The sequence below is a fragment of the Mesorhizobium sp. WSM4828 genome (assembly GCF_055811175.1).
This window is the reverse complement of record NZ_JBVVQK010000001.1, coordinates 487,218-501,873: the sequence shown is the minus strand read 5'-3', so window position 1 is coordinate 501,873 and position 14,656 is coordinate 487,218. Positions and strand designations below refer to the sequence as shown.

General features: G+C 63.1%; 16 protein-coding genes. 7 read left to right on the top strand and 9 right to left on the bottom strand.

Annotated features, from left to right (window positions below; translation table 11 throughout):
* Positions 1-17: 17 nt before the first annotated feature.
* From AC0L2X_RS02510 to AC0L2X_RS02500, 3 genes are all read right to left on the bottom strand, one after another.
* Entirely contained in the window at positions 18-971 is a 954-nt protein-coding gene (locus tag AC0L2X_RS02510) for a TAXI family TRAP transporter solute-binding subunit (RefSeq protein ID WP_023674270.1), read from the bottom strand.
* A 94-nt stretch (positions 972-1,065) separates the two neighbouring features.
* Positions 1,066-2,397, bottom strand: coding sequence for an aspartate aminotransferase family protein (locus AC0L2X_RS02505; RefSeq protein WP_473553538.1), 1,332 nt, complete (start codon positions 2,395-2,397; stop codon positions 1,066-1,068).
* On the bottom strand, positions 2,394-3,299 hold the full coding sequence (locus tag AC0L2X_RS02500; RefSeq protein ID WP_352489724.1) for a MurR/RpiR family transcriptional regulator: 906 nt from the start codon (positions 3,297-3,299) through the stop codon (positions 2,394-2,396). Before AC0L2X_RS02500 ends, AC0L2X_RS02505 begins: the two co-directional genes overlap by 4 nt.
* A gap of 96 nt (positions 3,300-3,395) precedes the next feature.
* Here AC0L2X_RS02500 and AC0L2X_RS02495 point away from each other — a divergent pair, with 96 nt between their 5' ends.
* Together AC0L2X_RS02495 and AC0L2X_RS02490 are read left to right on the top strand one after the other, a co-directional pair.
* Positions 3,396-4,244, top strand: coding sequence for a beta-keto acid cleavage family enzyme (locus AC0L2X_RS02495; protein ID WP_473599243.1), 849 nt, complete (start codon positions 3,396-3,398; stop codon positions 4,242-4,244).
* A 167-nt stretch (positions 4,245-4,411) separates the two neighbouring features.
* Complete coding sequence (locus AC0L2X_RS02490) at positions 4,412-4,804, top strand: GFA family protein (RefSeq protein WP_352489722.1); 393 nt, start codon at positions 4,412-4,414, stop codon at positions 4,802-4,804.
* Between the two features lie 19 nt (positions 4,805-4,823).
* Here AC0L2X_RS02490 and AC0L2X_RS02485 read toward each other — a convergent pair whose 3' ends face one another.
* Positions 4,824-5,189: a VOC family protein gene (locus tag AC0L2X_RS02485; protein WP_352489762.1), complete on the bottom strand. Its 366-nt coding sequence runs from the start codon at positions 5,187-5,189 to the stop codon at positions 4,824-4,826.
* Positions 5,190-5,471: 282 nt separating this feature from the next.
* Here AC0L2X_RS02485 and AC0L2X_RS02480 point away from each other — a divergent pair, with 282 nt between their 5' ends.
* A complete protein-coding gene (locus AC0L2X_RS02480) occupies positions 5,472-6,242 on the top strand; it encodes a helix-turn-helix domain-containing protein (protein WP_473599249.1) in 771 nt (256 codons plus the stop codon).
* A gap of 108 nt (positions 6,243-6,350) precedes the next feature.
* Positions 6,351-6,782 carry a VOC family protein gene (locus AC0L2X_RS02475; protein WP_473553536.1) on the top strand — a complete coding sequence of 144 codons (432 nt, stop codon included), beginning with the start codon at positions 6,351-6,353 and terminating at the stop codon, positions 6,780-6,782.
* A gap of 132 nt (positions 6,783-6,914) precedes the next feature.
* On the opposite strand, the gene AC0L2X_RS02470 is transcribed toward AC0L2X_RS02475, so the two are convergent.
* The 5 genes from AC0L2X_RS02470 to ehuB are packed head-to-tail and all read right to left on the bottom strand — an operon-like array spanning position 6,915 to position 10,724.
* Positions 6,915-7,643, bottom strand: coding sequence for a GntR family transcriptional regulator (locus tag AC0L2X_RS02470; protein ID WP_473553534.1), 729 nt, complete (start codon positions 7,641-7,643; stop codon positions 6,915-6,917).
* Positions 7,640-8,419, bottom strand: coding sequence for an ectoine/hydroxyectoine ABC transporter ATP-binding protein EhuA (ehuA, locus tag AC0L2X_RS02465; protein ID WP_473553532.1), 780 nt, complete (start codon positions 8,417-8,419; stop codon positions 7,640-7,642). Before ehuA ends, AC0L2X_RS02470 begins: the two co-directional genes overlap by 4 nt.
* The gene (gene ehuD, locus AC0L2X_RS02460) at positions 8,416-9,075 is read right to left on the bottom strand and encodes an ectoine/hydroxyectoine ABC transporter permease subunit EhuD (protein ID WP_352489717.1); all 660 of its coding nucleotides are present in this window, start codon (positions 9,073-9,075) and stop codon (positions 8,416-8,418) included. Before ehuD ends, ehuA begins: the two co-directional genes overlap by 4 nt.
* Complete coding sequence (gene ehuC / locus AC0L2X_RS02455; protein ID WP_352489716.1) at positions 9,072-9,800, bottom strand: ectoine/hydroxyectoine ABC transporter permease subunit EhuC; 729 nt, start codon at positions 9,798-9,800, stop codon at positions 9,072-9,074. Before ehuC ends, ehuD begins: the two co-directional genes overlap by 4 nt.
* A gap of 54 nt (positions 9,801-9,854) precedes the next feature.
* Positions 9,855-10,724 carry an ectoine/hydroxyectoine ABC transporter substrate-binding protein EhuB gene (gene ehuB, locus AC0L2X_RS02450; protein ID WP_352489715.1) on the bottom strand — a complete coding sequence of 290 codons (870 nt, stop codon included), beginning with the start codon at positions 10,722-10,724 and terminating at the stop codon, positions 9,855-9,857.
* A gap of 241 nt (positions 10,725-10,965) precedes the next feature.
* Between ehuB and AC0L2X_RS02445 the strand changes: the two genes are divergently transcribed.
* The 3 genes from AC0L2X_RS02445 to AC0L2X_RS02435 all read left to right on the top strand — a co-directional run bounded on the left by AC0L2X_RS02445 (position 10,966) and on the right by AC0L2X_RS02435 (position 14,645).
* Entirely contained in the window at positions 10,966-12,156 is a 1,191-nt protein-coding gene (locus tag AC0L2X_RS02445; RefSeq protein ID WP_473553528.1) for a M24 family metallopeptidase, read from the top strand.
* 73 nt (positions 12,157-12,229) lie between these two features.
* Positions 12,230-13,378, top strand: a complete 1,149-nt coding sequence (locus AC0L2X_RS02440) for a M24 family metallopeptidase (protein WP_473553527.1) — start codon at positions 12,230-12,232, stop codon at positions 13,376-13,378.
* Between the two features lie 10 nt (positions 13,379-13,388).
* Positions 13,389-14,645 carry a sarcosine oxidase subunit beta family protein gene (locus tag AC0L2X_RS02435; RefSeq protein WP_473553525.1) on the top strand — a complete coding sequence of 419 codons (1,257 nt, stop codon included), beginning with the start codon at positions 13,389-13,391 and terminating at the stop codon, positions 14,643-14,645.
* Positions 14,646-14,656: the final 11 nt, after the last annotated feature.

Genomic DNA, 14,656 nt, shown 5'->3' with positions numbered 1-14,656 from the left:
GCCTCGCATTGAAGGCCTCAGAGCCAACCCTTCTCCTTGTAATAGCGCTCCGCGCCCGGATGCATTGGCGCCGACAGACCGGTCTTGATCATCTCCTTGGGATCGAGATTGGCGAAAGCCGGATGCAGTTTCTTGAAGTCGTCGAAATTTTCGAAGACCGACTTCACCAGTTCGTAGACCACCTCATCGGGCGTGCTGGCATTCGTCACCACTGTCGCGCGGACGCCGAATGTCGTCACGTCGTCCGGATTATTGGCGTACATGCCGCCCTTGATGGTGGCGACCGAATAGTACGGATGAGCTGCCAACAGCGCATCCACTGCCGGACCGGTCAGCGGGATGAGTTTGGCGCCACAGGCCGTGGTCGGATCCTGGATCGCGGCGGAAGGATGACCGACGCCGTAGAAGAACCCGTCGATCTTGTTGTCGCACAGCGCGCTGCCCTGCTCGTCCGCCTTCAGCTCCGCGGCAAGCGAGAAATCGCCGAGCGTCCAGCCCATCTGCTTGAGCAACTCCTCCATGGACGAGCGGGTGCCTGACCCGGGATTGCCGACGTTGAAGCGTTTGCCTTTGAAATCTTCGAATTTGGTGACGCCGGCATCCGGCCGCGCCAGCACGGTAAACGGCTCGGGATGGACGGAGAACACGGCCCGCAGATCCTTGAACGGCTTGCCGTCGAAATTTCCGGTCCCCTCATAGGCCTGGTACTGGACGTCCGATTGGGTCAAGCCGAAATCGAGATCGCCGGTCTGGATGGAGTTGACATTGAAGACTGAACCGCCGGTCGACTCCGTCGAGCATCGGATGCCGGTTTTCTGCCGGTCCTTGTTCATCAGTCGGCAAATGGCGCCGCCGACGGCGTAGTAGACGCCGGTGACCCCGCCGGTGCCGACCGTGACGAAGCGCTGCTCGGCTCCGACGGATGGCAGCGCCAGCAGCATGCAGGCTGCCGCGCCGATCAGGGTTTTCATCGAACTGTACATGGTTGCTACCTCTCTGGTGGGTGTCCCGGCCCGTCGCCGATGACGCGTTGGAACTGGTTTGAGGCGGTCCGCGTCGTGCGGGTCAGGCCGCTGAAGCAATCGCAGCGTCGATTGCCTCACCGAGCCGTTCGACGATCCGATCGATATCCTGTTTGGAAATGATGAAAGGCGGCGCCACAAGCACGTGAACGCCGCGCACACCGTCAATCGTCCCGGCCATCGGATAAATCATCAGGCCGCGGGCCATTGCTTCGCGCTTGATGCGGGCGTTGAGTTCAAGCCTGTGGTCGAACGGTTCCTTGCTGGCGCGATCAACCACCAGCTCGATTCCCCTGAACAGGCCCCGCCCGCGAATGTCGCCGACGTGATGGTGGTTATCGAAGCGTTGGTGCAGGCGTTCGTCCAGCTGCGCGCCCATTGCGCTGACGTTGTCGAGCAGACGGTCACGCCGGATGACCTCCTGCACGGCAAGGCCGGCCGCCGCTGCCATTGGATGCCCCATATAGGTATGTCCATGCTGGAAGAAGCCCGAGCCTTGGGCAAAGGCGTCGAAGACATGCCGGCCGAGCAGCACCGCGCCAATCGGCTGGTAGCCGCCGCCGAGCCCCTTGGCGATTGTCAGCAGGTCGGGAGCGATGCCGTCCTGCTCGCACGCATGCAGCGTGCCGGTACGGCCCATGCCGCACATCACTTCGTCGAGGATGAGCAGCACGCCGTAGCGGTCACAGATCGCGCGAATGTGCTTGAAATAATCGGCGACCGACGGCACGGCGCCGAGCGTCGCACCCACCACCGGCTCGGCGACAAAGGCGATGACCTCGTCCGGGCCGAGTTCGAGGATCTTGTCTTCGAGCTGCTGGGCGGCGCGCGCCGCATAGGCTTCGTCGCTTTCGCCATGCTTTTGATAGCGATAGGCGTAACAGGGGTCGATATGGTGGGTCTCGATCAGCAACGGCCTGAACTGGGCGCGCCGCCATTCATTGCCGCCGGAGGCGAGAGCGCCGAGCGTATTGCCGTGATAGCTCTGCCGGCGTGCGATGAGATGGCGCCGTTGCGGCTCGCCTTTCTCGACAAAATATTGCCTGGCCATCTTGAGCGCGGCCTCGACCGCCTCCGAGCCGCCGCTGACCAGATAGACGTGGTCCAACCCTTTCGGCGCGTCCTCGACCAGCCGATCCGCCAGGCGCTCCGCCACCTCGGTGGTGAAGAAGCTGGTGTGGGCGTAGGCGATGCGGTCAAGCTGGGTGTGCAGTGCAGCGATCACGTCGGGATGGCCGTGGCCGAGACAGGACACGGCGGCTCCGCCCGAAGCGTCGATATAGGACTTGCCCTCGGCATCGAACAGTTCGATGCCTTGGCCGCGAACGGCGACCGGCAGCGTCGAGTGGATGGTTCGATGAAGAATGTGTGTCATCGACGGTCCCTCATGGGCATTTTCTTCGACGGACGTTGGTTCAGATGGGTCTTGAGGGCGGCGCCCTGCTCATCGAAACGTCGCAGCGACTGAACAGCGCCCTCGCCTGCCTGCCCTGCGACAAGAGCACCGAGGACCTCCGCAACGATGAAAGCTGGCGTCATGGTGTGGAAAAAGGACGGGCTGCCCGTCGGCACGATGACCAGGTGATCGGCAAGCAGCGCCAAGGGCGCCACCCCGCTGTCGGTGATCGCAATGACCGGTACGCCGCGGCCGGCAGCGTACTCGACAAGCTCGATGGTGAAGCGCGTGTAGGGCAGGACGCTGGCGGCGATCAGCACGTCGTCCTTGGTCGCGTGGGCGAGAGCGTCGCCGTCGGTTCCGCCGATGCCGTGCAGCAGCACCGACTTCTCGCCGATCAGCGACAGGATGTAATGCAGATGCCAGGCGACTGCGTGGCTCGAGCGCAGGCCGAGGCAATAGACGCGCCTTGCCGCACTCAGCGCCCTGGCCGTCTCGACCAGACGGTCGATCGATCTGCCTTCGGCGAGATGGGCAAGCTGGCTGGAAATCGAATCCAGAATATCGGCCGCCAGCGCGTGGTCGCCCTTGAGCTTTTGGCTGGCCACCTGAAGACCCGCCTTGCCGGCGAAACCGATTTCGCCGTCCCGGATCGCGGCGGCGTAGATATCGCGTACCGCCTCGTAGCCATCAAGGCCGAGATGCTGGGCCAGCCGCGTCATCGTCGCCGGCTGCACTCCTGCGTGCCGGGCCTGCTCACGCATCGACAACAGCGCGACATCATACGGCTTATCAAGGACATAGCGCGCGGCGGACCGAAGCTGCGCCGACATGCCGTCGAAGGCAATGACGATCTGTCCAGCAAGCTCTCCCTGGTCCATGGATATTGCTAGCTCGCCAGACCAGCGATTGCAACGTCTGTTTCAGTGTGGTCAAAGATTGATTCATATGAATCTTGTCACTCACAGAACGTCCCCATGAAGCCGGCCCATGCTCTCGACCGCATCGCCATAACCGTCGCGCCGAACGGGGGACGTCGCAGCAAGGCCGACCATCCGGCGATTCCGCTGACACCAGCCGAACTTGCAAGGACGGCCGCGGAATGCGCCGATGCCGGTGCGGCTATGATCCACGTCCATGTCCGCGACAGAAGCGGCAATCATCTGCTCGACGCCGACGCCTACCGCCAGGCGATCGCCGCCATCCGCGGTGCTGCCGGCGACCGCTTGGTAATCCAGATCACCTCCGAAGCGCTCGGCATCTATTCGCCGGCCCAACAGATGGCCGTCGTACAAGATGTGAAGCCGCAAGCTGTCTCGCTGGCGCTTCGCGAAATCGTTCCTGATGCCGGATCGGAACTCGCCTTCGCGCGCTTCATGGCCTGGCTGCACACCGAGGGGGTTGCGCCGCAGATCATCCTCTATTCGCCCGAGGAGGCCGTCAGGCTTGCGGACATAAAGCAGCGCGGACTGATCCCCTGGGCAAGCATACCGGTTCTCTACGTGCTGGGCCGCTACACGCCGGGACAGACGTCCGTTCCTGCCGATCTCCTGCCATTCCTCGCGGCGAACATACCGCACTTCGACCATTGGAGCGTCTGCGCCTTCGGCCGCTACGAAGCGGCGTGCGTGACCGCCGCCGCATTGCTTGGCGGCCATGTCCGGGCCGGCTTCGAAAACAATCTTTTCCTTCCGAACGGCAGCATAGCCTCGTCCAACGCCGAACCGGTAGCGACGGTCGCACGCATACTCGCCGACTGCGGCGTCAAGATCGCCTCGGCCGCCGAGTTGGCCGCTCAATGGAACGCGCCGTTTCGTTCCATATGACAAACCAAAGCCTATTTTCGGCGGCAAGCTCGCATAAGGCATAGAGAGGCGGCTGCAATGTCATCGCCACGGAAGAACGACGCGTCCCCGCCCGCGGCGCGGCGATTGCAACAACAGTGCCGGTCGTTGTAACCATTCCGGCCGCTTGATTTTGGAGGAGACGCAGCATGGACCGATTCACCGGCGGTTGCCTGTGCGGCAACGTCCGAATTGTCGCGTCGGGGCGCCCATACCGGGTCGGCCTTTGTCACTGTCTCGACTGCCGCAAGCATCATGGCGCCCTTTTTCACGCTTCCGCGATATTTCCTGAGGATGCGGTGACGATCGACGGCGAAACACGCGACTACGCCGGTCGGTTTTTCTGTCCCCGCTGCGGCTCCTCCATTTTCGCACGCACCGCAGACGAAATCGAAGTGAACCTGGGGTCCCTGGATGCGCCTGACCAACTGATGCCAACCTACGAAAGCTGGATCATCCGTCGCGAGTCCTGGTTGCCGCCGTTTCCGTTCAAGAGACGATACGAGCGCGATCGTGACGCCACGGGTCGCTTCGAGGAGTAGGCCGGACGAACGGTGCGGCTCATTCCTTGCTGCCGTCCTCGGTGTAAACCGCAAGCTCGTAACCATCCGGGTCAGCGAAATGGAAGCGCCGGCCGCCGGGGAAGCCATAGATCGGCCTGACGATCTTGCCTCCCGCCTGTTCGACACGCTTGACCGTTCCCGGCAAATCATCGGCATAGAGAATGACGAGCGGGCCTCCTCCGGACCTCGCTGGGCCAGCAGCAAAGCCACCGGACAAGCGCCCGTCGTTGAACTCGCAATATTGCGGGCCGTAGTCGGTGAAGGTCCAGCCGAACGCCTTTCCGTAGAAGTCGCGTGACCGCTGAATGTCTTTCACATTGAATTCGACGTAGTCGATCCGTTGGTCGTTGTTGTTGCTCATGATGCATACCTCTCATGTGATGTACGACGCGGAAAGATAAGCACGCCTCTCCCTTGCCGGATTGAACAAAACGGCCATCGACATATGAGCCGCACACGGCGCTGCCGATGGCGATGCAAGTGGCATCACCCGCCCTCTTCGTTCCCGGCCGGAAGAAAACGACCGATTCTTGCAACCGTTCTCGATTGGAAGACGTTGTCGGTCGTGCAGATTGTTGCCTCGAGCGACGGCCGGGCGCAGCCGCTGCGCCGTAGGTTCACCGCCGCTAATCCGAAGGGGAGCGAGATGAGCGATCCCGTCCCAGCGCAGGCAACGGGTTCATTTCAGCAACGTCCAGCGTCGGCGCGGCTTCGCGGGAGCTTTGCTTCGGTGTGGGTGCATCGGATGGACCCGGCGGGCTCACCGCCAATCGTCGTCATGCCCGACGCAACGATCGATCTGCAATGGATCGGAGGCAGCTTCCGAATTGCCGGCCCCGACAAGGAGCCGCAGACCGAGGTTCTTGCAGCAGACGAGGTCGTGATCGGCTTGCGCTTCCATCCTGCCGCGGCGACGGCATGGCTCGGTGTGCCGCAAGTCGAGCTGGTCGGCAAGAGGCTGTCGCTCGACGATTTGTGGGGGGCGCGAGCTCGCCGCCTCGCCAGCCGCGTGCGCGCCAGCGATAATCTCGAGGATCTGGCCTGCTCGCTCCAACAGGTCGTCGCCGAGGAGGTGGCCTCCCGCGCGCCAGACGTTCCCATGCAGGCGGCATATCGCTTGATCGAGCGCGGGCCGCCACCCGACGCGCCGCTCGTCCCTTGGTTGATGCGCGCGCTCGAGATGAGCGAAAGGACGTTGCGTCGGCGCTTCGACGAGAGCTTCGGCTATGGCCCCAAGACGCTTGACCGTATCCTCCGTTACCAGCGCTTTCTGCGGCTTTCGAGCCACCCCAACAGCTCCGCCGCCATGCTGGCAGCCGAGGCGGGCTATTCCGATCAGGCGCATCTTGTCCGCGAGAGCCGCCGCCTGACAGGAAGCACCCCGCGACAGATTCATCACCTGCTGCACAACGAGTGAGACCTCAGCGCGTCCTTCGACTTGGCGGCACGCCTTTGGCCGTTTTGTTCAAGTCCTCACTGTCGCCCGACCTTATCCTGGTGTCTCCGACAACCAGAGGAGACTGCCATGAAACCGCGCATTTCGGTTTTGACTATCGGCGTCGCCGACCTCGAGAGTTCTCTTGCGTTCTACCGCGACGGTCTCGGCTTACCGACGGAAGGGATCATCGGCCGCGAGTTCGAGCATGGCGCCGTCGCGTTCTTCAGGCTGTCCGGCGGGTTGAAGCTCGCGATCTGGGCTCAGGACGACCTCGCCTACGACACCGGCCTGCCCGAGGCGCCGATTACCTCGACCTCGTTCACAATCGGCCACAACGTCGTGCGCCGCGAAGAAGTCGATCAAGTGATGGATGAGGCCGCCCGCGCCGGAGCCGAGATCATCAGGCCTGCCCGGGACACGTTCTTTGGCGGATATGCCGGATACTTCCGCGACCCGAACGGACATCTGTGGGAGGTCGTCTGGAACCCCGCCAACATACCGAGCGAGGATCCTCTTTAAGCGCGGCACGGGCCTGCAGCATCGAACCGCGTCAGTCATCCCGGTGCTGGCAAATCCTGTCGGTACCGGGCGGGGCTTCGGGCATCGAAGCCAGTTCGGCGGCAGGCGACCAGCACAACCGTGAGGGGCTGACTATGTAGCTCGATCCAGGTTCGCCTCGCCTGCATGACGCATCATGCGGCGAAAGCTCATCGAGATATGCGCCCGCCTTATGTGCCCTATGGACTCCCAGTCGCCGATCTCGGCGGCGGCAAGGACCTCTTCCATTTCGCGGCGGAACGCGGTGAACTCCTCGACAAGGCCCAATTGGGGCATCAGCTTCAGGACGACGCGCGCGACCTGAAAATACAGGCGCTCACTGATCTCGCGCAGCGGCTGGTTGCCGGTCATCGCCGTGAGCTCGTAGAAAAAATCCATGTTGAGGCGCAGGAAAGCGCGCTGGTCGGGATTGAGTATATCGGCATCGCAGCGCGCGATGAGCGCCCGTATCCGGTCGAGGTCGTCCGCCGTGCGCGGGATCGGCGAAAGCTTGCCGACGAGGAGCGCCAACTCCAGGCGCAAGTGATAGACCTGCTGCAATTCCTCGATGTCGACATCGGTGACGATCGTGCCGACACCATGGACGGATTGAACCAGACCCTCGGATTCGAGGCGCGCCAGGACACGGCGAACCGGCGTGCGGCTGATCTGGAATTCCTGGGCAAGCTCTTCCTCGGAGAGATGGCTACCCGGCGCGTAGTCAAGCAGGCAGATGCGGTCGCGCAGTATCCGGTAGATACGCTCGAACCGTTCCCGCGCCGAGAGCGGGCGCGGCGGTGCGGCGGTCGCGGCCAGGGGCGTGGCATCCGTCTCAAGCGTCATCCAGCCTCCAGGACAGCGTGCAGGAACTGCCGCGTCCGCTCGTTCTTGGGGGCGCCGAACAACTCGCTTGGCGGCCCCTGCTCGCAGATCTTGCCGGCATGGAAAAAGCAGACGCGATCGGAGAATTCCCTGGCAAATCCCATCTGGTGGGTGACCATCAGCATGGTGAGGTCATGTTCCCTACCGAGTTTTCGGATGACTTCAAGCACTTCGCCGACGAGTTCGGGGTCGAGTGCCGAGGTCACTTCGTCGAACAGCATGATCTTGGGCCGCATGGCGCAGGCGCGGGCGATGGCGACACGCTGCTGCTGGCCGCCGGAAAGCTGCGATGGATAGTGGTCCTTCTTCTCCGACAAACCGACCATGTCGAGCAGCTCGGCAGCACGCGCCTCGGCATCGGGCCGCTTCATGCCGAGCACGGTTATCGGGGCCTCGATGCAGTTCTGGATCGCCGTCATGTGCGGGAACAGGTTGAACGACTGGAACACCATGCCGATCTTGGCGCGGATCTTGCGGATGTGTGCGAGATCGGCGGGAACAAGCTTGCCGTTCCTCTGCATGTGGGTGAGCGGCTCGCCTTCGACCCAGATGACGCCGTCATTGATCGTCTCCAGCGTCATCAGCATGCGCAGCACCGTGGTCTTGCCGGAGCCGGACGGCCCGATGATGGAGACCTTCTCGCCGCGTGCTATTTCCAGATTGAGCCCGTCGAGAACGGTCAGCGCGCCGTAGCGTTTCGAAACATTGTCGAAGCGGACCATCGGTTGTTCCGTCATCGCATCGTCCTCCGGTTGAGCAGGCCTTCGAGGGAGCGAATGAGCGCGGCAGAAACCAGGCTCATGGCAAGGAAGAACAGGCCGACCAGAGTCATCGGCTCAGTGTAGCGGAAGGTTTCGGAGCCGATGATCTTGGCCGTCTGCATCAGCTCCAGCACGGCGATTGCGGAAAGCAATGGCGTCTCCTTGAACAAGGCAACCAGATAGTTGCCGAGCGCCGGAACGATCGGCGGGATCGCCTGCGGAATGATGATGTCGCGGAACGTCGTCCAGGCTGACAGATTGAGTGCGACCGCGGCTTCCCATTGGCCACGATGGATGTTGTCGAAACCGGCGCGATAGACCTCGGAACAATAGGCAGCGTAGTGGATGCCGATGGCAAGCACCCCGGCGGTGAAGGCGTCGAGCACGACACCGAATTTCGGAAAGACGAAATAAAGAAAGAATATCTGGATCAGCAGCGGGGTCGACCGGATCAGTTCGACCAGCACCGAAATCGTCCAGCCGGTCCACGGCACGGCGATGCGGACGACCGCCAGCACCAGGCCAAGCGAGGCGGCAAGCGCAAACCCGATCAGCGTCGCCTCGATGGAAACGATGGCAGCGCGGGCGAGCACCGGCAGGATTTCAAAAGCAAATGCCCAGTCCCAGATCATGCTGCCTTCCCCCGCGCCAATCCGAGCGAAGCCCGCCTTTCGAGAAGCCGCATGCCGATGGTCACGACCAGCGACATTGCCAGGTACATCAAAAGCACGAGGGTGAAGATCGGAATGGTCTTGAAAGTGTTTTGGTTCATTTGCTGGGCCTTGAAGGCGAGATCCGAAAGCGTGATCAGCGAGACCAGCGCTGTCGATTTCAGAAGCTCGATGAACAGATTGCCCCAGGGCGGGATCATCGCGACAAAGGCCTGCGGCAGGATGATCCGGCGCAACATCTGCGGGCGGGTCATGTTCAATGCCGTACACGCTTCCCACTGCCCGCGGGCGACGGACAGGATCGCGCCGCGCACGCACTCCGATCCGTAGGCGCCGACATTCAGGCCGAGCGCGAGCACCGCCACAACGAATGCGTTGATCGTGACGCCGAATTGCGGGAGCACGAAAAACAGCCAGAACAATTGCACCAGTGCCGACGTTCCGCGGAAGATCTCGACGTAAACCGTGGCCAGCCATCTGAGCGGCGTCGGGCCATACATCCTTGCAAGTGCTGCAAGTACGCCCATGACAATTGCGAGCAGGCTGCCGAGGACGGCGATCTCGACCGTCAGGACCGCGCCTTGCAGCAGCCCCGGCATGAAAACGCTATAGCTTTCCTGTGTTGCCAACGCGCCGATCACGACGAGCGCGATGACCAACATGGCAATGAGCGTACGGATTCCCATGCGATTCCCCCGGGAAAAAAGGGCGGCGCTTTCGCGCCGCCAGCAGTTGGGAACCTATTTGCCAGCGCAGAGCTCCGCGGTGGTCTTGTTGGGGAGATAATCCTTGCCGAAGCCGAGTGGCTCGACCAGCGCGATGTGCTCTGGCGAACCGATGAACTTCTTCAGCTCGGCGTTGAACGCCTCCAGCAGGTCCGTGTCTTCCTTGCGGAAGCCGAACCCACCATGGCCTTTCACCGATTTGCCGCCGACCTCGCCGAAGGGCTTGGTCGATTCGACGCCGTCGGCTTTCTTGGCCATGTCGGCGATCGAAAGAGCGGTCAGCGCGGCAGCATCGGCGCGGCCCGACTGGACGGCGGCGACCAGGCTTGACTGGTCGGGCAAGGAGACGATCTGCCCACCGGCAACGCCCGCATCCTTGGCGAAGCCGCCTTCGACGGCGCCGGCCATCACGGCAAGCTTGAGATCCGGATTGTCCTTGATGCTGGAAAAATCCTTGATGCCTTTCGGATTGCCTTTAGCCACCAGCATAGCCTCGCCGATGCCGTAGGACGGCTCGGAGTAGTTGATCTCGGCGCAGCGCTTCGGAGTGATGAACATGCCGGCAGCGATGATGTCGAAGCGGCCGGCCTTGAGACCCGGGATGAGCGAGCCGAATTCGGTCAGAACACCGTCGACCTGCGGTATGCCCATCTTGGCGAGCACCGCCTTGGCGACTTCCGGCGCCTCGCCGGTCAGCTTGCCGTCTGGCGTGGCGTAACCGAACGGCGCCTCGTTGGCGAAACCGACGCGGATGTAGCCGTCCTTCTTGGCCCGTTCGAGAGTGGTTTCCGCGTGAGCGGACAGCGAGGTCAATGACGTCGCGGCCAGCGCGATGCAGGCAGCCGCTTTCACGACCATGCGGCGCGATATCGATGATTTGAACATGCTTTTCTCCCATTGGACAACTGTGGATGGTTCCCAGGGCGCGGCCTTCTTCGAGGTCGACGCCTGCTTGATAAGACGTATACAACTGCCCTAGACATTTCGCAAGCAGAGATATAGAAGCCATGAAAATTCGGCGATAATTCGTAGCTAGCCAACAAATTGACGTCGAGTTGTGCACAATTTGGCCTGTTTGCCCATGTTGATCAAAGGGCATGCGGCGTAGCTGGAAGGCAGGATTTCGGTGGCGACTGCGAACGGGTTCGGGACGTTCACGCAAGCGGAGTATGGGCAGCGCCTCGCCGGCGTGAAGACACGCATGCAAAAAGCCGGCTTCGATCTCATCGTCTGTCAGGATCCAGCCAACATGTGCTGGCTGACCGGCTATGACGGATGGTCGTTCTACGTTCCGCAGTGCGTCCTCGTCCATCTGGAGGAGGATCGGCCGATCTGGTTCGGCAGGGCGCAGGACGCCAAGAGTGCACGCCTAACCACCGGCCTGCCCGAGACAAACATCGTGCCGTTCTCGGAACGGCTGGTGCAGCAGCCGGTCGAACACCCCTATGACGAACTCGCCCAACTGATCCGGTCGCGCAGCTGGGGAAAGGCCCGCATCGGCGTCGAGATGGACGCGCATTATTACACTGCGCGCTGCCACGCCCACCTTGTCGAGGGGCTGCCCGACGCGCACTTCGCCAACAACCACGATCTCGTCAACTGGGCGCGGCTGGTCAAATCCGAAGCCGAGCTGGTGCTGATCCGCGAGGCGGGTGCGATCTGCACGCATGCCATGAACCGCGCCATCGAGAAAATGCGGCCCGGTGTGCCTCAGAACCATGTCATTGCGGAAATCTATCACGCACAGATCATGGGCGTGCCTGGAGCGGGCGGCGACTATGCCGCGATCTGTCCGCTGATGCCCGTTGGCGAGGGCACCAGCACGCCGCATCTGACGTGGTCCGACGCGCCGCTGCCGGACAGCGGCCTCGCCATTCTGGAGATCGCCGGCGTGCGGCGCCGCTATCATGCGGCGCTGACCCGGACGGTACACTTCGGCAAGCCGCGGCAAGCCATCCTCGACATGGCCAAGGCGATCGTCGAGGGCGTCGACGCTGGCCTCGAGAAAGCGCGCCCCGGCAACACCGCCGAAGAGGTGGAAGCCGCCTGGCAGGCAGTCCTGCGACGGAACGGGCTGAAGAAGGACAGCCGCGTCGGCTATCCGGTCGGGCTCGCATACCCGCCCGATTGGGGCGAGCGCACCGCAAGCCTTCGTCCCGGCGATACCACCGAGATGCAGCCTGGGATGTGCTTCCATTTCATGGCCGGCGTCTGGCTCGACGATTTCGGCATCGCCATCTCGGAATCGTTCGTCGTCACGGAACGCGGCGGCGAACGCCTCTGCGATGTGGCGCGCGAAGTCATCGTCATCGACTGACATGGCCGCCGGGAAACCGGCTGCCGAAAAGACCAGCCCGCCACCAAGCCGGCAACAAGCACGAGGACGCCCGATGGACCGCAATCCGTTTTCCGAAGCCGAAATCGCCGGCCGCCTGGCAAAGGTCCGTACTGCACTGGTTGAGCGCGAGCTCGACGCAGCGGTGTTTGCCTCGCCGGAGAACGTCTTCTATCTCACCGGGCTTGATCACTGGGGGTATTTTGCCCCTCACCTGCTGATCGTGCCGCTCCGGGGAAAACCTGTTCTGGTCACCCGCTCGATGGAGAAGGTGACAATCGAGAAGCAGGTGAAGGCAGCGGAATTCCGTGGCCACTCCGACAGCGAAACCGCGGCCGACCTTGCCGCGCGGGTGCTTGCAGAGCTCGGCCTGTCCGGCAAGCGGATCGGCCTCGAATACTGGACGGCCGGCCTTAGCCACGGACTTGCCGTGGCACTCCAGATGCAAGCCGATGCAAAGTGGAGCGATGTCTCCGGTCTGATCGACAAGATGCGGCGGGTGAAGAGCGCCGAAGAACAGGCGCTGATGCGGCGTGCCGCAAAGGTGACGGACGCCGCCGCCGGTGCCGCGATCGCCGCGATCTCGGATGGCGCTTCCGAACAGGAGGTCGCCGCCCAATGTGTTGCGGCAATGATCCTCGCCGGCGGTCATGCGCCGGGCTTCGGACCGTTCATCCGCCCGGCCGCGCGCCTGGGTGAAGAGCACACGACCTGGGGCGACGGGATCTACCGCAACGGCGAGCCGGTCTTTGTCGAACTGTCCGGGTGCATCTCGCGCTACCACGCGCCGCTCGGCCGGCTTGTTCGCATCGGCCACATCAGCGACGAAGACGCCGCAATGGCGGAGGTGACCGCCAAGGCGTTCCACGCGGTCGTTGAGGCGCTGCGGCCGGGCGCCAAGGCGCGCGATGTCTACGCCGCCTGGCAGGCCGTCGCCGACGAGGCCGGTCTTTCCCACTATCGCCGCCATCACTGCGGTTATCTCGTCGGCGCCGGCCAGCCGCCGTCATGGACCGGCGGCAATTCGGTGACCGGCTTGAGGCACGATTCCGACCTCGAGATCGAGACCGGGATGAGCTTCCACATCCTGTCGTGGCTGATGGGAACGGGCCGCGGCAATGACTTCGTCTCGAACACGGTGCTGTTGACCGATGCGGGTGCCGAAGTGCTCACCTGTACGCCGGCCCGCCCGATCGTTCGATAGGCCCGCACGCATGGCGCGCTATTCGGCATTTTCGATTTTACGCAACGCGCTGTCCGGCCAGAAGAACTGGCAGCGCGCCTGGCGTGCGGCGGAACCAAAACCGTCCTATGACGTGATCGTCATCGGCGGCGGTGGACACGGCCTCGCCACCGCCTTCTACCTTGCCGAGAACCACGGTATCCGCAACGTCGCGGTGCTCGAAAAGGGTTATGTCGGCGGCGGCAATGTCGGCCGCAACACCACCGTCATCCGCTCCAACTACCTGCTCGACGGCAACACCCAGTTCTACGAATTCTCGATGAAGCTCTGGGAGGGCATGTCGCGGGCGCTGAACTTCAACGTCATGTTTTCCCAGCGCGGCCAGCTCGTCACAGCGCATTCGGCCGATCAGCTCGACAGCTTCAGCCACCGGGCCAATGTCATGCGGCTGAACGGCATCGATGCCGATATCCTCGACCGGGAAGAAGTGCGCAGGCTGGTGCCCTATCTCGATTTTTCCGACACCGCCCGCTTTCCTATCCATGGCGCCATCTTTCAGGGCCGCGCCGGCACGGCGCGTCACGACGCCGTGGCGTGGGGGTATGCGCGCGCCGCCGACGGCCATGGCGTCGACATCATCCAGAACTGCGAGGTGACAGGCTTCGTCCGCGACGGCGACAGCATCGTCGGCGTCGAAACGACGAAAGGCCGGATCGGCGCCGGCAAGATCGGCCTCGCTGTTGCCGGTCATACGTCCGTGCTCGGCGCCAGGGCCGGGCTTGAACTGCCGATCGAAAGCCATGTTCTGCAAGCTTTCGTAACCGAGCCGCTGAAGCCGCTGGTAGATCACGTCGTCGCCTATGGCGCCGACCATTTCTACGTCAGCCAGTCCGACAAGGGGGGGTTGGTCTTCGGCGGCAATCTCGACGGCTACAATTCATACGCCCAGCGCGGCAATCTCGGCGTCGTGCGCGAAGTGGCGGAGGCGGCCATTGCGCTGATGCCGTGCATTTCGCGCGTCCGCCTGCTGCGCCACTGGGGCGGCGTCATGGACATGACCCCCGATGCCAGCCCGATCATCTGCCCGACGCCGATCGACGGCCTCTATCTCAACGGCGGCTGGTGCTATGGCGGCTTCAAGGCGACGCCGGCTTCCGGCTGGTGCTTCGCCCATACGATCGCCACCGGCAAGCCGCATCCCTTGATCGCGGTCTACGGGCTCGATCGTTTCCGCACCGGCCACACGCTCGACGAAGCCGGCGTCGGCCCTTCGGCCTGGCTGCAATAGGAGGCGGAAAC